Source organism: Streptomyces sp. NPDC048349 (genome assembly GCF_040651925.1).
Classification (GTDB): Bacteria; Actinomycetota; Actinomycetes; order Streptomycetales; family Streptomycetaceae; genus Streptomyces.
Window position 1 is genome coordinate 17,972 of record NZ_JBEZLA010000061.1, and the last position, 22,359, is coordinate 40,330.

Annotated in this window: 23 protein-coding genes; 19 read left to right on the forward strand and 4 right to left on the reverse strand. The window is 71.7% G+C overall.

Features of this window, described 5'->3' with window-relative positions:
- Nucleotides 1–3: 3 nt before the first annotated feature.
- Nucleotides 4–1,524, reverse strand: a complete 1,521-nt coding sequence (locus AB0D44_RS27595) for an MFS transporter (protein ID WP_362595756.1) — start codon at nt 1,522–1,524, stop codon at nt 4–6.
- Between the two features lie 145 nt (nt 1,525–1,669).
- Here AB0D44_RS27595 and AB0D44_RS27600 point away from each other — a divergent pair, with 145 nt between their 5' ends.
- From AB0D44_RS27600 to AB0D44_RS27615, 4 genes are all read left to right on the forward strand, one after another.
- Complete coding sequence (locus AB0D44_RS27600; protein ID WP_362595758.1) at nt 1,670–2,122, forward strand: MarR family transcriptional regulator; 453 nt, start codon at nt 1,670–1,672, stop codon at nt 2,120–2,122.
- Between the two features lie 14 nt (nt 2,123–2,136).
- The gene (locus AB0D44_RS27605) at nt 2,137–2,508 is read left to right on the forward strand and encodes a DUF4180 domain-containing protein (RefSeq protein WP_362595760.1); all 372 of its coding nucleotides are present in this window, start codon (nt 2,137–2,139) and stop codon (nt 2,506–2,508) included.
- Nucleotides 2,505–3,134 carry a HutD family protein gene (locus AB0D44_RS27610; protein WP_362595762.1) on the forward strand — a complete coding sequence of 210 codons (630 nt, stop codon included), beginning with the start codon at nt 2,505–2,507 and terminating at the stop codon, nt 3,132–3,134. The genes AB0D44_RS27605 and AB0D44_RS27610 overlap by 4 nt, the downstream gene beginning before the upstream one ends.
- Nucleotides 3,135–3,282: 148 nt before the next feature.
- Nucleotides 3,283–3,948, forward strand: coding sequence for a DUF4360 domain-containing protein (locus AB0D44_RS27615; protein ID WP_362595764.1), 666 nt, complete (start codon nt 3,283–3,285; stop codon nt 3,946–3,948).
- A gap of 277 nt (nt 3,949–4,225) precedes the next feature.
- Here the strand turns inward: AB0D44_RS27615 and AB0D44_RS27620 are convergent, their stop codons facing one another.
- Nucleotides 4,226–4,459 (reverse strand): hypothetical protein, encoded by a 234-nt coding sequence (locus AB0D44_RS27620; protein ID WP_362595766.1) that lies wholly within the window; start codon nt 4,457–4,459, stop codon nt 4,226–4,228.
- A 293-nt stretch (nt 4,460–4,752) separates the two neighbouring features.
- Between AB0D44_RS27620 and AB0D44_RS27625 the strand changes: the two genes are divergently transcribed.
- Entirely contained in the window at nt 4,753–4,968 is a 216-nt protein-coding gene (locus AB0D44_RS27625) for an acyl-CoA carboxylase epsilon subunit (protein ID WP_362595768.1), read from the forward strand.
- Between the two features lie 50 nt (nt 4,969–5,018).
- Here the strand turns inward: AB0D44_RS27625 and AB0D44_RS27630 are convergent, their stop codons facing one another.
- Complete coding sequence (locus AB0D44_RS27630) at nt 5,019–6,656, reverse strand: FAD-dependent monooxygenase (protein ID WP_362595770.1); 1,638 nt, start codon at nt 6,654–6,656, stop codon at nt 5,019–5,021.
- A gap of 274 nt (nt 6,657–6,930) precedes the next feature.
- Between AB0D44_RS27630 and AB0D44_RS27635 the strand changes: the two genes are divergently transcribed.
- From AB0D44_RS27635 to AB0D44_RS27675, 9 genes are all read left to right on the forward strand, one after another.
- Complete coding sequence (locus AB0D44_RS27635) at nt 6,931–8,028, forward strand: SchA/CurD-like domain-containing protein (protein WP_362595772.1); 1,098 nt, start codon at nt 6,931–6,933, stop codon at nt 8,026–8,028.
- A 59-nt stretch (nt 8,029–8,087) separates the two neighbouring features.
- Nucleotides 8,088–8,531, forward strand: a complete 444-nt coding sequence (locus AB0D44_RS27640) for a cupin domain-containing protein (RefSeq protein WP_362595774.1) — start codon at nt 8,088–8,090, stop codon at nt 8,529–8,531.
- Nucleotides 8,528–9,799, forward strand: coding sequence for a beta-ketoacyl-[acyl-carrier-protein] synthase family protein (locus AB0D44_RS27645; RefSeq protein ID WP_362595776.1), 1,272 nt, complete (start codon nt 8,528–8,530; stop codon nt 9,797–9,799). The genes AB0D44_RS27640 and AB0D44_RS27645 overlap by 4 nt, the downstream gene beginning before the upstream one ends.
- Nucleotides 9,796–11,034 carry a beta-ketoacyl synthase N-terminal-like domain-containing protein gene (locus tag AB0D44_RS27650; protein ID WP_362595778.1) on the forward strand — a complete coding sequence of 413 codons (1,239 nt, stop codon included), beginning with the start codon at nt 9,796–9,798 and terminating at the stop codon, nt 11,032–11,034. The genes AB0D44_RS27645 and AB0D44_RS27650 overlap by 4 nt, the downstream gene beginning before the upstream one ends.
- A 62-nt stretch (nt 11,035–11,096) precedes the next feature.
- Nucleotides 11,097–11,351, forward strand: a complete 255-nt coding sequence (locus AB0D44_RS27655; protein WP_362595779.1) for a phosphopantetheine-binding protein — start codon at nt 11,097–11,099, stop codon at nt 11,349–11,351.
- Nucleotide 11,352: 1 nt separating this feature from the next.
- Entirely contained in the window at nt 11,353–11,832 is a 480-nt protein-coding gene (locus AB0D44_RS27660; protein WP_362595780.1) for an SRPBCC family protein, read from the forward strand.
- 22 nt (nt 11,833–11,854) lie between these two features.
- Nucleotides 11,855–12,196, forward strand: a complete 342-nt coding sequence (locus AB0D44_RS27665; RefSeq protein ID WP_362595782.1) for a TcmI family type II polyketide cyclase — start codon at nt 11,855–11,857, stop codon at nt 12,194–12,196.
- A 141-nt stretch (nt 12,197–12,337) separates the two neighbouring features.
- Entirely contained in the window at nt 12,338–13,264 is a 927-nt protein-coding gene (locus AB0D44_RS27670; RefSeq protein ID WP_362595784.1) for a MurR/RpiR family transcriptional regulator, read from the forward strand.
- Nucleotides 13,265–13,582: 318 nt separating this feature from the next.
- On the forward strand, nt 13,583–13,969 hold the full coding sequence (locus AB0D44_RS27675) for a hypothetical protein (RefSeq protein ID WP_362595814.1): 387 nt from the start codon (nt 13,583–13,585) through the stop codon (nt 13,967–13,969).
- Between the two features lie 13 nt (nt 13,970–13,982).
- On the opposite strand, the gene AB0D44_RS27680 is transcribed toward AB0D44_RS27675, so the two are convergent.
- On the reverse strand, nt 13,983–14,357 hold the full coding sequence (locus AB0D44_RS27680; RefSeq protein WP_362595786.1) for a toxin Doc: 375 nt from the start codon (nt 14,355–14,357) through the stop codon (nt 13,983–13,985).
- A gap of 194 nt (nt 14,358–14,551) precedes the next feature.
- On the opposite strand from AB0D44_RS27680, the gene AB0D44_RS27685 reads away from it, so the two are divergent.
- The 5 genes from AB0D44_RS27685 to AB0D44_RS27705 all read left to right on the forward strand — a co-directional run bounded on the left by AB0D44_RS27685 (nt 14,552) and on the right by AB0D44_RS27705 (nt 22,331).
- Nucleotides 14,552–15,043 (forward strand): hypothetical protein, encoded by a 492-nt coding sequence (locus tag AB0D44_RS27685; protein ID WP_362595788.1) that lies wholly within the window; start codon nt 14,552–14,554, stop codon nt 15,041–15,043.
- 50 nt (nt 15,044–15,093) lie between these two features.
- A complete protein-coding gene (locus AB0D44_RS27690; protein WP_362595790.1) occupies nt 15,094–15,342 on the forward strand; it encodes a hypothetical protein in 249 nt (82 codons plus the stop codon).
- A 207-nt stretch (nt 15,343–15,549) separates the two neighbouring features.
- The gene (locus tag AB0D44_RS27695; protein ID WP_362595792.1) at nt 15,550–16,707 is read left to right on the forward strand and encodes a hypothetical protein; all 1,158 of its coding nucleotides are present in this window, start codon (nt 15,550–15,552) and stop codon (nt 16,705–16,707) included.
- A 337-nt stretch (nt 16,708–17,044) separates the two neighbouring features.
- Entirely contained in the window at nt 17,045–20,857 is a 3,813-nt protein-coding gene (locus tag AB0D44_RS27700) for a bifunctional glycosyltransferase family 2 protein/CDP-glycerol:glycerophosphate glycerophosphotransferase (RefSeq protein ID WP_362595794.1), read from the forward strand.
- Entirely contained in the window at nt 20,850–22,331 is a 1,482-nt protein-coding gene (locus AB0D44_RS27705) for a hypothetical protein (protein WP_362595796.1), read from the forward strand. The genes AB0D44_RS27700 and AB0D44_RS27705 overlap by 8 nt, the downstream gene beginning before the upstream one ends.
- Nucleotides 22,332–22,359: the final 28 nt, after the last annotated feature.

Sequence of the window (22,359 nt, forward strand, 5' to 3'; positions counted from 1 at the left end):
GCCTCAGACGGCGGCGTCGGCCTTGTCCGTCCGCTGCCTCGTGCCGGCCTCGTCCGCCGCCGCCGGCTGGGCCGCGGCGGCGGCCACGGTCCCCCGCGCGGAGCGCAGGCCGAACCGGCTGATCACGGCGACGAGCGCGAAGGCGGCGGCGCCGATCCCGAAGGTGAGGGTGAAGCCGGACTCCGCGGGCAGTGCCGGGACGCCCGCAGGCAGGTGCTCGATGGTCTTGGACGCCAGGATCGTGGTCACGATGGCGCTGCCGATCGCGCTGCCCGTGGAGCGGGAGATCGAGTTGATGCCGTTGGCGATGCCGCTCTGGTGGTGGGGGACGCTGGCCATGATCACGGCCGGCATGGCGGCGTAGCCGAAGCTGACGGCTGCGCCGACGACCAGACCGGCGCCGATCACCGAGGCGCTGTGCTGGTGGTCCAGGGCGAGCCAGGCGAACCCGGCGGCGCCCAGCGCGGCGGCCAGGCCCAGGGCCACGCGCGGCCCGCGGTGGCGGACGAGCTGGCCGCCGATGGGCGAGGCGAGCAGCGAGACGATGGCTCCGGGCAGCAGGAACTGCACGGACGCGCGCAGGATCGACGCGTCGAAGCCGTAGCCGGCGAGGGCCTCGGGCATCTGGACGAGGTAGGAGACGCCCAGGAAGTTCGCGAACATGCCGAAGCCGACGAGGACGCCGGCCAGGTTGGCCATGAGCACCGGGCGGTGGACGAACATCCGCATGTCGACCAGCGGCTCGCTCACCTTGCGCTCGACCAGGACCCACACGGCGGTCATCACGGCCGCGCCGGCGAAGCTGCCGAGCGTGCGGGCGGAGGCCCAGCCCCACTCGTGGCCCTGCGAGATCGGCAGCAGGAGCAGCAGCAGGGCGGTACCGAGGGTCAGGGCGCCCAGGAAATCGGTGCGCCCGCCGGTCTTGTGGCGGGTCGCGGGGACCAGGAGGACCACGGCGAGCAGGGCGAGGGCCGCGAAACCGGTCGCCATCCAGAAGGCGTTGCGGTAGTCGGCGCCGGAGCCCGAGGTGAGCAGTCCGGTGGCGACGAGCGCGAGGCCGCTGCCGAACGCGAGCGTGCCGCTGACCAGCGCCATCGCGCCGGGCAGCTTCTGCGGCCGGACCTCCTCGCGCAGGACGGAGAGGGCCAGCGGGAAGATCGCGGTGGCGGCGCCCTGGAGCACCCGGCCCAGGATCAGCAGCGGCAGCGAGGTCGCCAGCGCGGCGACGACGGAGCCGGCGACCATGACGCCGAGTACGGCCACCAGGGTCGGCTTCTTGCCGTGCTGGTCGCCGAAGCGGCCCAGCAGCGGGGTGAAGACGGCCGCCGACAGCAGGGTGGCGGTGGTCACCCAGCTCACATTGGCGGTGGAGGTGCCGAGGTCGTTGCGGATGAGGCCGAGGATCGGGACCGGCAGGGTCTGCATCATCGACACGACCATGGCGGCGAGACTCAGGGCGAAGACGATGACCGTCTCGTTCCGTCGCCCGGTGGCCGTCGCGGCGGCGGGGGAGGGGGTGCTCATGGCTGGCTGGACCTTCTTCGGGCTTCAGAGCTTCAGGACGCAGATGTTTGACGTCATCAAGTAACTCCGTCGAAGGTAGACGCGAATGGTTAAGGTGGTCAAGTAAACAATTGATAATGTCAACCATTCTGGGTAGGCTCGAGCCATGTCTGGTAAGAGCGGCACCGCCCCGCACGCAGCCCCCGCCAAGCTCCAGCTGCTGGAGCTGCTCGCCGCCATCGGCACGGCCCAGTGGCGCGACTTCGCGACGGCCGCCTCCCCTTACGGCCTCACCTCCACCCAGGCCAGGGTCCTCGCGCAGCTCGACGGCCCGGTGCCGATGCGCGGGCTCGCCAAGCTGCTGGTCTGCGACGCGTCGAACGTGACCGGCATCGTCGACCGCCTCGAAGCCCGCGGGCTGGTGCGCCGCGAGCCGGACCCTGCGGACCGCCGCGTCAAGAACGTCGTGGCCACGGACGCGGGCCGCGACGTCATCCGCCGCGTACGTGAGGAGATGCAGGCGACCCACGGCGCGCTCGACACCCTCGACGAGACCGAGAGCGCCACCCTCTACGCCCTGTTGGAGCGGCTGCGCCCCACCATGGAGAAGGACGCCTGAAGTAGCCTCACCCCATGAGCACCCTGCAGACGATCAACGACGTGTCCGTGCTGATGTGGGAGGCCGAGGGTGAGGTCATCGCCGGTGAACGCGAGGCCCTCGACTGCATAGGCGACGCCGGCTACCAGGGTGCCCGGTGGGCCGTCATCCCCGCCGAGCGGTTCGACGAGGACTTCTTCCGGCTGAGCACCCGCGTCGCCGGGGCGATCATCCAGAAGTTCGTCCAGTACCGGGTCGGACTCGTCGTCCTGGGCGACATCTCCCGCCACACCGAGAACAGTTCGGCGCTGCGCGACTTCGTCCGGGAATGCAACCGCGGGACCCAGACGTGGTTCCTCGCCGACGCGGCGCAGCTGCGCGAGCGGCTGGCCGGGCCCGCGGCGTGAGCCGGGCCCAGGGGCCCCGCCTCCTGCGCGCGGCCGACCGCAACGCCACCGCCTGGAAGAACGGCGGGGGAATCACCCGCGAGATCGCGGCGTGGCCCGAGGGCGCCGGTACCGCGGACTTCGCCTGGCGGGTGAGCCTCGCCGAGGTCGCCGCCGACGGGCCGTTCTCGGCCTTCCCCGGTGTCGACCGCACCCTCACCCTCGCCGAGGGCGCGGGCATGGACCTCGCCGTGGCGGGCGCCCGCCGTCTCGTGGACGAGCGGTTCGCGCCCCAGGACTTCGCCGGGGACGAGCCGACGGACTGCCGTCTCCTCGACGGCCCCGTGGTCAACTTCAACGTGATGTACCGCCGTGGCGCCGCGACGGCGGAGACCGCCGTCGTACGGGGCGGCCTCACCCTCGGCGCTCCGGCGGGCGAGACCCTGCTGGTCGTCGCCCTGGAGGGACCGGCGGTGCTCGAGGCGCCCGGGAGCCCGGTCGTCGCCCTCGACCCGTACGACGCGGTCCTGGCGGCGGGTCCCTTCACCGGCCTGGTACGGACCTCCGGTCGCGCCGCCGTGGTGCGCTTGCGCCGGGCCCCGGCCCGGCCGGGTCCCGGTTCGGCGGAGAGGAGGAGGTCGGGATGATTCGGGACGATGTGACGCGATGCGGAGCCGTCCGGCCGATCGAAGCCGTCTGAAGGATCGTTTCTGCGGTGAACCGCTGCGGCCATGGAGGTGAAACCGCGTACCCGTCGGCGGTCCGCGACCGCCGTGGACGGCTATCCATGTCGACGTGATCAAGTCGCTCCGTACCGGATTCACCGCAGCCGCCGTGACCGCAGCTCTCGTCACGCTCAGCCCCGCTGCCGGGGCCTCCGCCCCGGCACCCTCGGCCAAGGCCCCCTCCGACCAGGTGACCGTGGACGTCGCCTCCGTCAACGGATCGGGCTGCCGTCCAGGCAGCGCCGCCGTCGCCGTGGCGCCCGACAACTCGGCCTTCACCGTCACCTACAGCGAGTACCTGGCCCAGGCGGGCGGCGGCGCCCCCGCCGTCGAGGGCCGCAAGAACTGTCAACTCTCCCTCGTCGTCCACGTCCCCCAGGGCTACACCTACGCCGTGGCGCAGGTCGACTACCGGGGCTTCGGCAGCCTGCAGGAAGGCGCGATCGGAACGCAGAAGGCGAGCTACTACTTCCAGGGCATGAGCCAGACCGCCCAGCGCACCCACAAGTTCAACGGCGCGTTCGAGGACAACTGGCAGGCCACCGACACCACGGGGGTCGAGGCGCTGGTCTTCGCACCCTGTGGCGAACAGCGCAACTTCAACATCAACACCGAGCTGCGTGCCGAGGTCGGAACCTCCGACCCGGCGCAGACCAGCTTCATGGCGCTCGACTCCACCGACGGCGCCATCAACAGCGTGTACCACTTCTCCTGGAAGCAGTGCCCGGGACGCTGACGGGCGGCAGGCCGGTGCCGGGGCCGCCCGTGGGGCGGGCCCCGGCACCGGGCTGTGCGGACGCCCCCCGACGGGTACCGCACGGCCACACCTGCGTGTACCCGGCACGGGTCCGTGGGCTGCGCCCGCCCGGCTCCCTTCGGCCCCGAGGTCCGTCCCGCCCCCGGGTGACGCGCGGGCGGCCCGCCCCGCCGGGGGGCGACACCGCAGCGGGACGGGGCCCGCGGGCCGGGCCGGGGGCACGCATGCACCCGTACGGCCCAACCCGACGCGCCGGTCAGCCGGGCGGCCCGAGGACCTCGCGCGCCCCGGGCAGGTCGTGGACGGCAGCGGCCGTCCCGGTCAGCGGCAGCAGCCCCGACAGCGGGCACAGCACCGGCATTTCGTGGTCGACCTCCCACTCGCCGACGGCCGCCCCGCGGTTCTTGCGGCCGCCGCCGGCATCGGTGGTGCAGACGGCGTACAGCCGTCCGGCGCAGCCCCGGCAGAGCAGGGCGTCGTGGCCGGTCACGGCCGACCCGCCGGCCGCGCCGCGGCCGCGAGCCCGTCCCGCAGGCCACGGCGGCCCAACATGCCGGGTGCGCAGCTCGCTTGTAGCGTCGGTCGCGTCAGGAGTCCTGGTGACCCGACAGGAGTCCGCCGGCCGGTGCGCACCCGCGCGAGACGCGCAGGACGCAGACGATACGGATCACGCCCGCGAGGCGCGCCGAGCCGCCCGAGCGCAGCCCGCGCCGGTGCCGGGACGGCCCGTCTTGCGTGCCGTCGCGGGGCGTGCGCACAGCACCCGTACGAGAGGCCGTGCCGATGCCGAACGACGTTCCGATATCGAGCCTGCTGCGTGTCGAGAGGGGCCTGGCCGGCCCCGAGGAACTGGCGGCGATCGCCGTCGTGGTCGCCTGCTACGCGGGCCGCACCGCCCCGGCGCCCGCCGCGGCGCGGGGCGCCGGCCGGGAAGCCGGCCGACGGCGCGCCGCAGGCCCGGACGCCGGCTGCTGGGCAGGCTGCTGGGCCTGCCGCTGAACCCCGTCCGCCGGCCCGGCGTACGGCCGGCGGACGGGGAGGCGAAGTGATCACCTCCGCTGCAGCACCGTCGTGAGGACCTCCTGCAGCGTCGCCGCGGGTTCCGCGACGGCGCGCTCCGAGCGCCAGGCCACGAACCCGTCCGGACGTACGAGCACCGCCCCGTCCGGGTCCATCCCGTGGACCTCGGCCCAGTCGGCGCCCGTCTCCTGGAGCAGGTCGGCGTCCGGTCCGGAGCCGATGGTGTAGGCGTCCAGCCGGACGGCCGGCAGCTGCCGGGCCACCCGTTCGGCCGCCTCCCGCCACGGCGTCCCCGCGCCGCTGAGCAGGACGAACGAGCGCTCGTACAGGTCCAGGGAGGAGATCCGCTCACCGGCCCTGAGCAGCCACATGTGCGGCGCCCGGGTGCCGGTGTCACCCATCAGGCGCATCGCCTCCGGGATGATCGGCCGTCCCGGATCGCCGCCCACGACCGCGCCCTGCGGGTAGCAGTAGCCCATCGCCGTGGGCAGGATCCCGCTGCCCGGCCCGCCGCCCATGGTGGGCGGCGGCGCGTACCCCGGGTGGCTGTGCTCGGCCGAACGGGCCGACGCCCGCTCGCTGGTGGCCCGGGCCACCGGAAGCCGCTCGGCCTCGTAGGTGTCGAGCAGCTCGATGCCGGCCGCTCCGTCCAGCACCGCGGCGATCTTCCAGGCCAGGTTGTGCGCGTCCTGGATGCCCGTGTTGGAGCCGAAGGCCCCCGTCGGGGACATCTCGTGGGCCGCGTCACCGGCCAGGAACACCCGGCGGCCGGAAGAGTACCGCTCCGCCACCCGTTCGGCGGCGTGCCAGGGAGCCTTGCCGCCGATCTCCACGTCCAGGTCGGGCACGCCGATGGCGTTGCGGATCTGCTCCACGCACCGCTCGTCGGTGAAGTCCTCCAGGGTCTCGCCCCGGTCCGGGTGCCAGGGGGCGTGGAAGACCCACTGCGTCGCGTTGTCCACCGGCAGCAGCGCCCCGTCCGCCCCCGGGCGCATCAGGTAGCAGACGATGAAGCGCAGATCCCCCAGTACCTCGATGAGCCGCTCCGAGCGGAAGGTGACGCTCACGTTGTGGAACAGCTCGCCGTTCCCCGTCTGGGGGATGCCCAGCTGCTCCCTCACGGGGCTGCGCGGCCCGTCGGCGGCGATCAGGAAGTCGGCCCGGACCGTGGCGTGCTCGCCCGTCTCGCGGTTCTTCACCAGGGCGGTCACCCCTTCCGCGTCCTGGTCGAAGCTCATGAGCTCGGTGGAGAACCGGATGTCGGCCCCCTGCGCACGGCTCTGCGCGGCCAGCACCGGCTCGATGTTGTTCTGGCTGCACAGGCACCAGCCGGTCGGGCTGAACTTGCGCAGCGCCCCCGACGGGTCGACGGACTTGATCAGCCAGTTGTGGTCGCCGCCGGTCAGTGAGCGGGCTTGCAAAATGCCCTGGACCCCCTCCAGCGCGGATGCCGCCCGGCGGATCGCGTGCTCCGCCCCTGCGGTGCGGAAGAGCTCCATGGTCCGGGCGTTGATGCCCCGGCCGCGCGGGTGCGGGGAGGTACCGGAGTGCTTCTCGACCAGCAGGTGCCTCACTCCGTGGCGGCTCAGGAAAAGCGAGGTGGACAGGCCCACGAGGGAGCCGCCCACGACGAGAACCGGTACGCGAACATCGGCGTTGTCTTCCATCAGCTGCGGGCTCCTGTTTTCTGTGTGGGGGAGTGGACTCTTTATGCCCCCGATCGTCGATTAGGCCCGGTTGATTCGCCGGTTGTCACCCGCTTGATCCGGACATGTAGCGGTACGTCCCCACCCGGATGACGATGAGCGACAGCGGCTCCCCCTGAGATGCGCCGGCCCGCCGTCCCGACCGAGACGGCCGCCGGCCCGGGCGGACGCCACCGGTGACGGACGAGGGGTCCGTACGCGATGGATCTCCACCCCCTCATGAAGGAGTGAGTAGATGACAACCACCCTGTCCGAACGGGTGTCGCAGTCAGCCTTCGACGGCTCCATGCTCCGGGTCGTCCTCCTGATGGACCTCCACGAGGGGGCCCAACAGCGGTTCTTCGAGGCGTACGAACAACTCCGCCACGACATCGCGTCGATCCCGGGCCACATCAGCGACCAGCTGTGCCAGTCCTTCGAGAACCCCTCGCAGTGGCTCATCACCAGCGAGTGGGAGAGCGCGCCGCAGTACCTCGCATGGGTCAACAGCGAGCAGCACGCCGAACAGGTCAAGCCGCTCGGCGCCTGCGCCCGCGTCATGCGCCCGCTCAAGTTCACCGTTCTGCGCGAGACCGGCCGGAGCTACGACGCGGCGGCCAGGCCCGCCACCGTCCGGCTCCAGCCCACGCCCCGCCTCGGCGCCGGCATCGTCCGCCACGCCCTGACCTTCACCGTCAAGCCGGGCAGCGAGAAGGAGGTCGCCTCCATCCTCTCCAGCTACGCCTCCCCGGCCGCCCGCGTCGACGACCACACCCGGCTCTGCCGGACCTCCCTCTTCATGCACGGCAACCGGGTCGTGCGGACCGTGGAGGTCCAGGGCGACCTGATGGCGGCCCTGCGGCACGTTTCCGAGCAGCCCGAGGTACGGGCCGTCGAGGAGGCCATCAACCCCTACCTGGAGAAGGACCGGAACCTGAACGACCCGGAGTCGGCACGCATGTTCTTCATGCAGGCGGCGCTGCCGGCCGTCCACCACATCGCCGCCGGGGAACCGGACGCCGGGGACGTCACCCGCCATGCGCTGTACTACCCGGCCAAGCCCGGCTGCGGCCCGGCCCTGGCCCGCTTCCTCGCCCGCCAGGACGAGGCGGCCGCGCACCGCCCGGACAGCCCCGTTCGGAGCAGCAGCATCTTCCAGCGCGACGACATCGTCGTCCGCCTGGTCGACGTGCGAGGCCCGCTCGACGCCGAGCCCGACAGCATCCTGGGGGTGCGCGGCCCCCGGAAGGCGGCCGTACTGGACCGGCTGACGGCCACGCCCGGCGAGCGGACCCGCATCGCCCGCCACACGATGAACCTGATCACCGACCGCCGGGCGCCCGCGCAGTCCTGACCCCCCGGTCCCCCACCCCCATCCCGTCCAGGCTCCCCACACGCCAGGAGGAACCCGCTATGACCAGACAGCGCCCACGCATCGTCGACCTCAGCGAGACGCCGCCCAACCGCCGGCGCGGTGGCGACCTCAGGGCCGTGCTCACCCCGACCTCGGTGGGTTCCACCAGCGGCTTCATGGGCCTGGCTGTCATGGCCCCGGGGGAGTCCATCGCCGAGCACTACCACCCGTACTCCGAGGAGTTCGTGTACGTGGTCGCCGGCCGGCTCGAGGTCGACCTCGACGGCGAGGCCCACCCGCTGCGCACCGATCAGGGCCTGCTGGTCCCGCTCAACGTGCGCCACCGGTTCCGCAACGTCGGGGACACCGAGGCCCGCATGGTCTTCCACCTGGGACCGCTCGCCCCGCGCCCCGAACTGGGCCACGTCGACACCGAAGAGGCCCCGCACCCGGAGGGCACCGCCTGGGAGCAGCCCCCGGACCGCACCGGAGCGGTCTCGTGACCCGCCGCCGGGTGGCGGTCACCGGGGTCGGCGTGGTCGCCCCCGGCGGGATCGGCGTCTCGGCCTTCTGGGACCTGCTCGCCAACGGCCGTACGGCCACCCGCGGCATCACCCTCTTCGACCCGGCCGGGTTCCGCTCCCGGATAGCAGCGGAAGTCGACTTCGACCCCGCCGCGCACGGCCTCGGCGAGGAGGAGACGGCCCGGGCGGACCGGTACATCCAGTTCGCCCTCGTCGCCGCCCGCGAGGCCCTGCTCGACGCGGGACTCGAGCTCACCTCGGACGAGGCCTGGCGCACCGGGGTCTCCCTGGGCACCGCCGTCGGCGGCACCACCCGGCTGGAGCACGACTACGTCGCCGTGAGCCAGTCGGGAGCCTGGTGGGACGTGGACCACAGGTTCGCCGGGCCCCATCTGCACCGGGCGTTCACGCCCGCCACCCTCGCCTCCGCCGTCGCGGAGCAGACGGGTGCGCGCGGTCCGGTGCAGACGGTGTCCACCGGCTGCACCTCCGGACTCGATGCCATCGGGTACGCCGTGCACTCCATCGCGGAGGGCCGGATGGACGTGTGCATCGCCGGCGCCTCGGACTCGCCGATATCGCCGATCACCGTGGCCTGCTTCGACGCCATCAAGGCGACCTCGCCGAACAACGACGACCCGGCCCACGCCTCCCGGCCCTTCGACGCCGACCGGGACGGGTTCGTCCTCGGCGAGGGCGGCGCGGTCCTCGTGCTCGAAGAGCTGGAACACGCCCGCGCCCGCGGTGCGACCGTCTACTGCGAGATCGGCGGCTACGCCACCTTCGGCAACGCCCACCACATGACCGGGCTGACCGCCGAGGGCCTGGAGATGGCACGGGCCATCCAGACCGCCCTGGACCAGGCCGAGATCGGCGCGCAGGACATCGACTACGTCAACGCGCACGGATCGGGCACCAAGCAGAACGACCGCCACGAGACGGCGGCCGTCAAGCGGGTCCTGGGCGAGCACGCCTACAAGACGCCGATGACCTCCATCAAGTCCATGGTCGGTCACTCCCTCGGCGCCATCGGGGCGATCGAACTGGCGGCCTGCGTGCTGGCCATGACCCACCAGGTGGTACCGCCCACGGCGAACTACGAGACGCCGGACCCGGAGTGCGACCTGGACTACGTACCCCGCACCGCCCGCGGCCGCACGCTGCGCAATGTGCTCTCGGTCGGCAGCGGCTTCGGCGGATTCCAGTCCGCCGTGGTCATGACCCGGCCAAAGGAGGAGGTCTCGTGACCCGCCGAACGGTCATCACGGGCATCGGGGTCGTCGCGCCGAACGGCATCGGCGCCGACGACTTCTGGAAGGCCACCCACGCCGGTCTCAGCGTGCTGGACCGCGTCACCCGCGCGGGCTGCGAGCACCTCCCGCTGCGCGTCGCGGGAGAGGTGAGGGGCTTCGACCCCGGGGCGATGGTCGAGGAGCGCTTCCTCGTCCAGACCGACCGCTTCACCCACCACGCCCTCGCCGCCGCCGACCTGGCCCTGGCGGACGGCCGGCTCGGCCGGGCCGACTACGAGGACGACCCCTTCTCGGTCGGGGTGGTCACGGCCGCCGGGTCCGGCGGCGGCGAGTTCGGCCAGCGGGAACTGCAACGGCTGTGGGACCAGGGCCCCCGCTACGTGGGCCCGTACCAGTCGATCGCCTGGTTCTACGCCGCGAGCACCGGCCAGATCTCCATCCGCCGCGGCCTCAAGGGACCGTGCGGGGTCGTCGCCAGCGACGAGGCGGGCGGGCTCGACGCCTTCGCGCACGCCGCACGCGCCATTCGCCAGGGCAGCCGGGCGATGCTCGTGGGGGCCACGGAGGCGCCCCTGGCGCCGTACTCCATCGTCTGCCAGCTGGAGTACGAGGGCCTGAGCACGCACGACGACCCCGAGCGCGCCTACCGGCCCTTCACGGCCAAGGCCTGCGGGTACGTCCCCGCGGAGGGCGGCGCGATGTTCCTCCTCGAGGACGAGTCAGCGGCCCTCGGCCGGGGTGCCACGGTACGTGCCGTACTGGCCGGCCACGCCGCCACCTTCAGCGGCACCCGGCGGCCGGACGAGGCCGGCGAAGGGCTGGCCCACGCGATCAGGGGCGCGCTGCGCGAAGCCGGCTGCGCCCCGGAGGAGGTCGACGTGGTCTTCGCCGACGCCCTCGGGACGCCGCAGGCCGACGCGGCCGAGGCGGCGGCGATCGCGAGCGCCCTCGGGGCCCACGGGCGCGAGGTGCCGGTCACGGCGCCGAAGACGGGCACGGGCAGGGCGTACTGCGCGGCGCCCGCCCTCGACACCGCCGCCGCGGTGCTGGCACTGGAGCACGGCGTCGTCCCGCCGACCCCGAACGTCTGCGACGTGTGCCACGACCTCGACGTGGTCACGGGCAGTGCCCGTTCCACGGACCTGCGCACCGCGCTCGTGCTGAGCCGCGGCCGGATGGGCTCGAACTCCGCGCTCGTCCTGCGCAAGGGCCCGGCAGCGGCTGCGTAGTCCAACCCAGGGTCGGCGTCCGGCATGGAGCCGCAGGCCCCCGTAGGAAGAGAGAAGCCACCATGTCCGACCGACTGACCCTGGAGGAGCTGGCGGCCCTGATGAAGACCGCCGGCATCACCGTCGACCCCGCCGAGCTGGCGAGCCGTCCCGACTCGGCGTTCGACGAGTACGGCCTGGACTCGCTCGGCCTGCTCGGCATCGTCGGCGAGCTGGAGAACCGGCGCGGACGGGCGCTGCCCACCGATGCCGACCGCTGCAAGACCCCCGGCGAGTTCCTCGACCTCGTCAACAACAGCCTGATGACTGGAGCCTGACATGCCCGGACACACCGAGAACGAGATCACCGTCAACGCGCCCGTGGACGTCGTGTGGGAGATGACCAACGACCTTCCCAACTGGCCGCACCTCTTCAGCGAGTACGCCTCCCTGGAGGTCCTCGAGCAGAAGGGGGCCACCACCCGCTTCCGCCTGACCATGCACCCCGACGAGAACGGCAAGGTGTGGAGCTGGGTCTCGGAGCGGACCGTGGACCGCGAGAGCCTCACCGTCCGCGCCCGGCGCGTGGAGACCGGCCCGTTCGCCCACATGGACATCCTGTGGCAGTACTTCGAGGTACCGGGGGGCACGCGGATGAAGTGGACCCAGGACTTCGCGATGAAGCCGGACGCGCCGGTCGACGACGCGTGGATGACCGACAACATCAACCGCAACTCCCCGATCCAGATGGCGCTCATCCGCGACAAGATCGAGCAGCGCGAACGCGAGAACCGCACGCCCGCCGTCAGCCGTCTTTGAACCGAAGGGCGAGTACCCCCGGATGAACCAGACGCACCGCGCCCTCATCGTCGCCCGCATGGCACCGGGCTCGGCCCCCGACATCGCCGAACTGTTCGCCGGCTCGGACGCGGGAGAGCTGCCGCACCTGGTCGGCGTCACGCGCCGCAGCCTGTTCCAGTTCGGCGATGTGTACCTGCACCTGATCGAGGCGGACCGGCCACCGGGCCCCGCCATCGCCCAGGTCACCGACCACCCCGAGTTCCGGCAGCTCAGCGACCGGCTCACCGCCTACATCAGCCCGCACAACCCCGAGACGTGGCGCAGTCCGAAGGACGCGATGGCCCACGAGTTCTACCGCTGGGAGAACCCCGCCGCGAAGTGACCCGCGCGGCCCGGACGGGACCCGCACACCGGTGTGTGCGGGTCCCGCCGCGTCCGGTCCCGTGCCGTGGACCGATCTTCGTCGGCCACGGGGCGTGAGCTATGTTTGAGCGTGAGTGACAGAGTCAAGGAGGCCCTTCCGGTGTCATCGGGGCAGCAGGCACGCGCTCAGGCAGCTGCGATCAAACCGAGCGGGCAGTCGTCGGAGGCGCCGGAGGAATTCCGCCCCCCGGCCGACCGGCTCCTCGCGCTCTTCGACGGCCGTCGCCTCTCCCCCGGCCAGCGCCGGATCGCCCAGTACCTGATCGACCACCTCACCGAGGCCGCCTTCCTGTCGATCACCGAACTCGCCGAGCGGGTGGGCGTCAGCCAGCCCTCCGTGACCCGCTTCGCCGCCTCCCTGGGATTCAGCGGCTACCCGGCCCTGCGCGACGTGCTCCAGCCCATCGCCCTGAGCGCCGTCGCCGGTGCCCCGGACACCCGCGAGCAGATCCGCCGCAACGAGCTGCAGGCCGCCGTCGACGCCGAGATCGAGAACCTGGAGAACGTCCGCCGGCTTCTCGCCGACACCAACCAGGTGCTGGACATCGGCCGCGAGCTCGCCGCCTCCGTGCCGCTGACCGTCCTCGGACTGCGCATCTCGGTGTCCCTGGCCGAGTACTTCGCCTACGCCGCCCGGCGCATCCACCCCGATGTGCGCCTGGTGACCCGCGGCGGCAGCGTGGCCTACGACGCGCTGCTCCAGTCCAAGGCGGCCGGCGGGACCTGGGTCCTGGCCTTCGCCATGCCGCGGCACGCCAAGGAGACCCTCGCCGCCGTCCGGGCGGCCCGCAGCACCGGGCTGCGCGTCGTCCTGATCACCGACCCGACCCTCGGGCCGCTCGTGGACGAGGCGGACGTGACCCTGAAGGCGGGCACCGGCTCGCGCCTGGTGTTCGACTCGTACGCAGCCCCCGGAATGCTCTCCGCGGCCCTGCTCCAGTCCATGGCCGACGCGGACCCCGAGCGCACCCAGGCGCGCCTGGAGGACTACGAGCACGTGGCCGACCAGCACGGTTTCTTCCTTTAAAGACCGGTCCGAGCCGATTCGCACGCCTCTGACCAGGGGATATTCACCCTGCGCGATGCATGAAATTTTTCATACCCTTGCCTACTCGACGGTATATATGTTTACTGGCGGCGGCGCTCCGGATCCACCAGATGCCAAGGAGGAAGACCCCCTCCTGAACGGGCGCGCGGTCGCGACGACCTCCTCACGTCACGACCGCGCGCCGAGTCCCGGCCTTCGGATCCCGCAGGGCGCCCATGGCGGCCTCGGTCAACCCCTGGGCCGAGGCCGCCCCAGAACGTCTCGATCCAAGTTCGACACCCCTCGGAAGTGACGAGAATGCCCCTGACGGCCACCATCACGCGTAGCCCGGACTGGCCCCTCCAGGTCAAGGCCCCCGGAACCCACGACTGGGAGCGCACGGCGACGCGCTGGCTGCGGGACCTGCTCCCGGCCCGCTACGGCAGCTATCTCACCCTCACCCGCCACCACGCCCTGCTGGCCCGGCACGTCCAGCTCCAGCTCCAGCACGAGATGCGCGCGGTGCGCGTGGCGCTGCAGACCAGCCGGGCCGAGCTGCCCATGCTGGGGGTCGCCGAGTCGGTCATCGAGAACACCATCCGGATGTACGCCGTGGAGCTCGAACAGCTGGGGCGACTGGCCCGCGGTGCGCGCCTCGTCTCCGACGCCCTCCTGGTGGGCACCCCCGCGCAGCGCAGGCGCTGACCGGCCCCGGCGGCTACGCCGGCTGCCAGGAGCGCAGGCGTGCGGCCACGCCGAATACGGTCACGCGCAGCAGGCGGATGTCGGTGACGAGGTCGCGCCATTGCTCGTACGAGGCGTCCACCGCCTTGCCGGACGCCTCGATGTAGGCGACCGCGACCCCGTAGCCGAAGAACTCGTTGGAGTCGGGGAGCGGACGGAGCAGGACGATCGCCTCGAGGAGCGCGGCCGCGCGCCAGTACGCGTCGGGGTCGGCCCCGTCCAGGCTGGGGGTGTTCACCCGGTGCCGGGCGACGGCGGCGACCAGCGCGGAGTGGTCGGCCACCGCCACGTCCTTGAACAACGACTCCTGCCGCTCCAGCAACCAGCGGTGATCGATGTGCAGTTCCACGCGTCCGAGTATCCCCGTCCCGGCGGCGGCCGGGGGGCTGTTCGCGGAGCACGCCCCCGGCGGGCCGGCTGTGGGGGCCGTCGGCAGGTGGTGACGTTCCGGTGACTTCCCGATCTCTCTCCGGCACAGGTGTTCCGCAGCGGAGGCTTTGGCTCCTACGGTCTGTGCAGCACAGTTCCGGATCAGGAGGCAGCGTGGAGCGCGAGATCGGCATCGACCAGCTGGTGGCGGCGATGAAGGCGGTCGACGAGGCGGGCCGCCTCTTCGAGGAGTCGCTCGCCGTGTACGAGGCGCGCGGCCTCAAGCGGACCAGCGACGACTTCAAGGTGGCGGGCGGCTCCGTGCAGACGCTCCAGGGCGCGGAGGAGATGGTCCTCGGGGCCCGCCGCTTCCTCACCGAACTCGCCGTCCTCGCCGGCCTCGCGGCGGCGGGCCTCGAGGACCGGCCGGCCGGCCGGGCGGAGACGGTCCGCACGGGCTTCAGGGGTGTCTGCGGCGGCGGCTCCCGCATGGCCCGACCCCTGCTCGAGCCGACGGTGACGGGGCTGCGGCTGCTGCTCGGCGTCGACCTCTTCGAGCCCGCCTTCAAGGCGGAGATAGAGGAGGTGCTGCGGGCCGAGGCCGCGACCTACCCCGAGCCCTCGCCCCTGCGCGTCCCGCGCGCCGTCGCGGGCCGCACCCCCTGAGCGGAACCCCTCGGGGTGCCGGGCCCGGCCGAGGGGGAGAGGCTGGAGTCATGCACCATGCCCCGGTCGTCGTCCACCGGATCTTCCCCTCGGGGGGCCGCCAGGTCACGCTGCGGACCGCGGGCGGCGAGGAGTCCCTCGGAGTGGCCCGCTCCGACGAGGACGTCATCGAGTTCCTCCGGCGGGCCGGGATGCCCGATCCCGACGACGTGGTCCTCGGCGGGTCGGAGCTGCTCGAGTGGAACGCCGACGATCCCCACGTCTACACCGCGGACCCGCCCACCGACGACCTGCCGTGACCCCGCCCACGCCGCGGGCGCCGCCGCCCTGCGTCCTCTCGGCAGGGCCATTCCTGACCATCCGCGCTATCCGGACTATCTGCCTCCGCCCCGGGCCGCACCCGGCGGCCGGTGGTGGAGGGGGTTGCCACCCTGCCGTAAATTGGCCCACGGCCCGCAGGGCCAGGCCGGACATAAAGGACGATCGCGGGCGGGAGTGGGCAGGACATGGCGCGACGCGGACGTGCGGAAGCCGACCGAGGGGCCGCCTGCGGCGAGCCCGCGGTCCCGGGCTCCGAGATCGCCGCGGCGGCCGACGGGGGCCACGCCACCCCGGGCTGGCTGCTCCTGGGGCGCGACGGACGCCTGACCGCCTACGCGAGCTGCGCCGAGGGCCTGGTGCGCTGGACCGAGTCGGCGCCCGGCTCGGACGTCTGGCACGGGCCCGACCTGTTCCCCGTGGAGGGCTGGACCGGCCGGTTCACGCTGACTCAGGACTCCCACGGCTTCGTCTGGTTCGCCGCCATCCGCCACCGCGACGGGGCGCCGGAAGGCCGCGAATTCGTCATAGCCGCCCAATATCAGACAAGTCGACCGCTGAGCGACTGGCGTGCGGTGGGCAATCCCTTCCCGCCGGGCGACGGGTCGGCGCCCGCCCCGGGGAACCCCGTCGTCCTGGCCGACGGATCGGGCTCCCTGCACTACTTCGTCACCCGGTTCGGAGTGGGCGTCCGCGCCCGGAGCCAGCGCTCCGACGGATCGTGGACGGCATGGGCCGACCACCAGCTCAAGTGGGTGCGCGGCGCGGTCGTGCCCACGGCCCCGATGCAGGGACGGGTCGGATTCCTCGCGCCCTTCCGCGGCGGGGCCGTGCAACTGGGCCAGGAGAAGCCGGGAGACGGGGCCTTCACCTGGCTGGGCCGGATGGAGGCGGAAGCCGTCGAGGGGACGTACAGCTCCGTCGAGACCAGCCCCGGGGTCGCCACCCACTTCTGGCGCGCCCCCGCGGACGGCAGCGTCATCGCCTGCCGGCCGCAGGGGATCGGCGTGGTGACCACGGGCGGGTTCATGTCCCTGGGCGGCGCGGGCGGTGTCGGCCCGGTCGGCGTCGTCCGCACGCCCATCAACGGCTACGACTGCACCGTCCTGCTCCAGCGCGGGGCCGAGGGGTACCCGGAGATCGCCGCCTACCCCACGCAGGGTGAGCAGTACGGCGCCTGGTGGGCCCCCGTCGGGGACCGGTGCGCCGGACTCCCGGCCGTGGCCCTCGACGCCCACGGCTCGGTCACGATCGCGATGATCGACCAGGATGGCGGGCTGAGGGTCGCCCGTCAGGATCTGGCAGCCGAGGGGCTGGCGTTCGGCGCTTGGCGTTGTGTGGGGTGACCTTCATCACCGAGTCATCTTGACCGGTGGGGTGAATTGCCCATTCCGGTCTTTCTCCCGCCCAACTGGGCAGCTCACGCGCCCGCTACGCCGTGGTAGCAGTTGCTCATTAACACATGCGAAACATTGCGCGGCCGGGGCGTGGCCGAATACTTGCTCGGCGTCAAACAATTGGCCTAGGCTGCACACGCCCTGTGAGGGTCGCATAAGTGTGCGGCGCGGGGCCGGACGGGCGAGGCGAGGGGTGGCGGTGGTCAGGGTCGGGGGCGGATCCGGCTTCAAGTCACGGCAGGGAGCCACGCGCCGTAAGAAGAGTGGCAATCGAGGAGTTTTCTGAGTGGCCGGTACGCCCCGCCTGAGTGTTGTCGTTCCCTTTCAGGACGTCGAGATATACCTCGAGGAGTGCCTGGAGTCGATAGCCCGGCAGACGTTCCCCGACCTCGAGGTCGTCATGGTCGACGACGGTTCGACCGATTCCTCGACCGCGATCGCCGCTGACTTCGCCCGCCGGGACCCCAGGTTCCGGCTCCTGCGCCAGGAGCCGATGGGACCGGGACATGCCCGTAATGTCGGCATCCGCGCAGCTCATCCCGAAGCGGAATTCCTTGCGTTCGTCGACGGCGACGACGTCATACCCGAGTACGCCTACGAGCTGCTCGTGCGGACCCTCGACGCCTCCGGCTCCGACTTCGTGTCGGGCAACGTGCAGATGATGAACTCCACCAAGAAGTGGCAGTCCCCGCTGCACAAGGCGCCCATGCAGCGCAGCAAGCGCGGAACGCACATCACCAAGGTGCCGGAGCTCATTTACGACCGGACCGTATGGAACAAGCTGTTCCGGCGCTCCTTCTGGGACTACCACTACATCGCATTCCCCGAGGGAGTCATGTATGAGGACTCCTGGGTCAACATGTTCGCCCATTTCCGTGCGAGCAAGGTGGACATCCTCACGGACATCGTCTACTTCTGGCGCCGGCGTGAGGGGGGTGCCGCACCCTCCATCACCCAGCGGCACACCGAATTCAGCAATCTCCAGGACCGCGTCGCGGCCGTGCAGTCGGTCAGCCGGTTCCTCGCCGGGCACCGCGCCAGGTCGTACAGCGAGCACAAGCGGAAGTACGACCTCGCCTGCCTGAAGTCCGACCTGATGCTGCATCTGAAAGTGCTGCCGGACGCCGACGAGGAATACCGCAACGCCTTCATGCATTGGGCGAACGAGTTCCTGGACGAGGCCGACGAGGACATCATCGAGGAGCTCCCCGCCGATGCCCGCGTCAAATGGCTGCTGGTGCGCGAGGGCAGGCTGAAGGAACTGCTCGACGTCGTCGAGTTCGAGCGCAAGGGCGGACCCCTGCCCGTTCAGCGGCGCCTGCACCGCTACCTCAACTACCCCTACCTGGGCGACCGTTCGATAGGCCTCGACAAGAGCGCCTACCGGCTCGACAAGGAACTGTCGCTGCACGGTTCGCTGACCGGCGCGCGCTGGGACGAATCCGGCAACCTGTCGCTCGAGGGATCCGCGTACGTCCGCTTCATCAACGTGCACAAGCGGCACATGTCGATGAAGGCCATCGCCCTGCGCAACAAGAAGCAGGGCCGGGTCGTCGTCGCGAAGGCGAAGACCACGTACTACCCGCAGGCCACGGAACACTCCAACCAGAACCGCTACTGCTACGACTGGTCCGGTTTCCAGGTCAGCTTCGACACCTCGCGCCTCAAGCGCAAGGGCCAGTGGGTCGAGGGGACGTGGGACGTGGCCGCCGGCGTGCTGAGCCGGGGGCTGTTCCGCTACAAGGGCATCGCGCGCGGCAGCGCGGGCACCGCGGCCAACCCGCCCTACCAGTACGTCGCGAAGAACACCCGCGTCGTACCGCTCTTCCTCCAGGGCAAGCTCAAGCTCCGTGTGGAGATCGTCCGTTGCCGGATCACCCGGCACCGTATCGTCGGCGACAACCTCGAACTCGGGGGCGTCTACCTGGGGCCCAAGCTGCCCGAGTGGGGCAAGTTCCGCGTGACCAGCATGGGCGGCGCCGGCCGCCACGACGCCTGGGTCCACTTCAAGCCGGGCGGCGAGGGCTGGTACACCTTCGTGACCCGCATCCCCGTCAAGGCGCTCGTCCCCGGCCACCGCACCAACTCCGGCGACGGGGTCCCGCAGACCTGGAACACCGGCGCCAACGGCTGGAAGACCACCCTCCACGTCGAGGGCCGCAAGGCGGCCATCTACCCCGTCATGGCGGAAGAGGCCACCGACGGCCACTACCGCCTGCCGGCCGCCCTGCAGACGCCGAACGGGGACCGCGAGGTCGTCGTGCACCGCAACGGCTCCGGCTACGTGGTGATGTTCGAGCGGGACACCCTGCCGCTCGCCAAGTCCGTCACCTGGCGTCCGGACGGCTCCGTGGAGGTCGTCGTCGGCTACGCGGCGGAGGACATGCTCAGCGCGTCCGAGTACGCGGCGGCCCACGTCGTCGTCCGTTCCCGGGCCCACGGCGCCGAACGCGTCGTCCCGATCACCTGGTACGGCCAGGAGTTCCGCTTCGTCCTGACGCCCGCCGCCATGCGCACCCTGGCCGGCGACATTCCGCTCGCCTCCGGCCGCTGGGACTTCTTCCTGCGCCGCCAGGACCCCTCCGCGGTCACCCCGGAGAACCGTTCCAGCGACCTCATGGTCAAGATGGCGCAGGAACTGATCCCCACGTTCCCCAGCGAGATGACCGCGGGCGAACGGCGCTACGAGATGCAGGCGGAGGCCTACGACCGGCTCTCCCTCCTGGTCCACTCGGCGATGCCCGACGAAGCGCGCGGCCCGTACCGCCAGAAGCTGCTGCGCACCAAGTCCTACCCGGACGCACGGCGCAAGTCGCTGAAGCAGGCCGTGCTGTTCGACGCCTTCAAGGGCACGCAGTACTCCGACAGCCCGCGCGCCCTGCACGAGGAGATGGTCCGCCGCGGCGTCGACCTGGAGCACCTGTGGGTCGTGCGCGACGACCAGGTCGCGGTTCCGCCGACCGCCCGCCCCGTCCGCATGTGGTCCCCGGACTGGTACGAGGCCATGGCCCGCGCCCGCTACATCGTCGCCAACAACCACCTGCCCGACTGGTTCGAGAAGCGTGACGGGCAGGTCGTCGTGCAGACCTGGCACGGCACGCCGCTCAAGAAGATCGGGCACGACATCGAAGCCGTGCACTTCGCGGACAAGCGCTACCTGGAGCGCGTGGAGAAGGAGGTGCAGAACTGGGACATGCTGGTGTCCCCGAACAGCTTCAGCACCCCCATCCTCAAGCGCGCCTTCCAGTTCCCCGGCGAGATGGTCGAGAGCGGCTACCCGCGCAACGACGTCCTGCGCCGCGCGGACTCCGGACAGCGGGCGGCGGAAGTGCGCCGCCGCATCGGTCTCCCTCCCGGCAAGCGGGTCGTCATGTACGCACCGACCTGGCGCGACGACCAGTTCTACGCGCCGGGCAAGTACAAGCTGGACTTCCGCATCGACCTGGAAGACGCCCGGGCGCAGCTGGGCCACGACCACGTCCTGCTGGTGCGCCGCCACCCGAACGTGGTGGACCCGGTGCCCGGCGCCGGTGACGGGTTCGTCTTCGACGTGTCCGACTACCCGGACATGGCGGACCTCTCCCTCATCGCCGACGTGATGATCACGGACTACTCCTCCCTGATGTTCGACTTCGTCAACACCGGGCGGCCGATCCTCTTCTTCACGTACGACCTCGACCACTACCGGGACACGCTGCGCGGGTTCTACTTCGACTTCGAGCAGTCCGCCCCCGGTCCGCTGCTGTACAGCTCTCCGGAACTGGTCGGGGCGATCCGCAACATCGACCGGATCCAGCAGGGCTACGCGGCCCGCTACCGCTGGTTCCAGCAGGAGTTCTGCGACCTCGACGACGGCTACGCGGCGGCCAGGCTGACCGACCGCATCCTGATCGCCGGGGGAGACCTCGACCCGGCCCGGGCGCAGGCACCCGCCGTCGGCGCGGCCGTCGCCCACATACCCGCCCAGCCGGCCCAGCCGGTCCAGCCGGTCCAGCCGGTCCAGCCGGCCCAGCCGGTCCAGCCGGGCCCCTGGAACGCGGGCACCCTCGGCCAGGTGCCGCGGCAGCCGGTGAGAAGGATGGATTCCGAGCATGTCTAAGGCAGGCCAGGGCGCGCGTCGCATCGTCACGGGCGTGGACGCCTCCGGGCCGGTTCCCGTCGAGTACCGGTTCTCCCACGCCAGGAACGGGAACCGGCACCTGGTGGTCGTCTTCGCGAACTTCGCGGCGCCCGACGACTACGGGATGTCGGGCGGGGTCCTCGACAAGCTGCGCTCGAACATCCTGTGGATCCGCGACTCCTTCGACGGTGAGAACAGCTACTACCTGTGCAAGGGGATGGACTTCGGCATCGAGCAGTCGGTGGCCGGGCTCATCGCGCGCGTCGCGAACGCGCTGTCGCTGACCCCGGACCAGTGCACGGTGATCGGCAGTGCCAAGGGCGGCAGCGCGGCGCTCTACTTCGGGCTCAAGTACGGCTTCCGGAACATCGTGGCCAGCGTGCCCCAGTTCCTCATCGGGACGTGCGTCCGCGAGTCCATGCCGGGCGCCGCGCAGCTGATGATGGGGGAGGCCACGGAGGAGAAGGTGCGCTTCCTCGACTCGGTCCTGCCCGACCTGGTGCGCAGCCGCCCCCACCCTGGGGCCAACATCTACCTGATCTCCTCGCCCCAGGACGAGCAGTACACGCGCCAGCTGGAACCCTTCCTCCCCCTGTTCCAGGGGTACGAACGCTTCAACTTCATCTTCAACGACTCCGCCCTGATCACCGGCGGCCCGAAGGTGGTGCCGCACAACGTCCCCGTCATCATGGGCCTGTTGAACCTCCTCGTCGACGGCGTCAGCCCCGTGATCGGCGGAGTCCGCTACGGCTTCGAGGAGCCGCAGCGCGACACGTCCGGGATCGACGCGTACCTCTCGGCGACCTCCCAGGTGCGGGGGGACGACTTCCCGGCGCCGGTGGTGCTGATGCCCGCGGCCGAGCAGCGGCTGCCGGCGCACGCCGTCCGGTTCGTGGGATCCGCTCCCCGTGCGGTGCGCATCAGCATCTGGGAGAACGGCACGTTCCAGGGATCGCCGACGGTCGCCCCCGACGGCAGCTGGACCTGGCTGCGGGACAAGCCGTGGGGCAAGGGGCGGCACGTGGTGCGGCTCTTCGGGGTGGACGCCAACAACTTCCACTCCGGGCGCAGCGAAGTCGTCTTCACGGTCGTCGACGCGGTCGACGCGGCGGATCCGGTGTCCGCGCCGGCCCAGCCGCTGGCGCTGACGGTGACCTCGCCGGGCGCCCAGCAGCAGGTCCCGGGCCCCGTCCCCCGGTTCGCGGGCTTCGCACCAGGGGCGGTGCGGGTGGAGTTCCAGGAGGCCGGGATGAGCCTGGGAGCCTGCCCCGTGCAGGCGGACGGCACCTGGACCTGGGAGTCGAACTGGGCCTGGAACGAGGGGCCGCACTTCGTGGAGGCCGTCGCGGTCGGCGCCGGGGGCAACGCCTCCGCCTGGATCTCCGTCCCCTTCACGGTGGGCGGCTCCTACCCCGTGCCCGGGCCCGGCGGCTACTCCGGCGCGAGGCACTGACCCGCGGGGGCGGGCAGGTGCCAGGTCG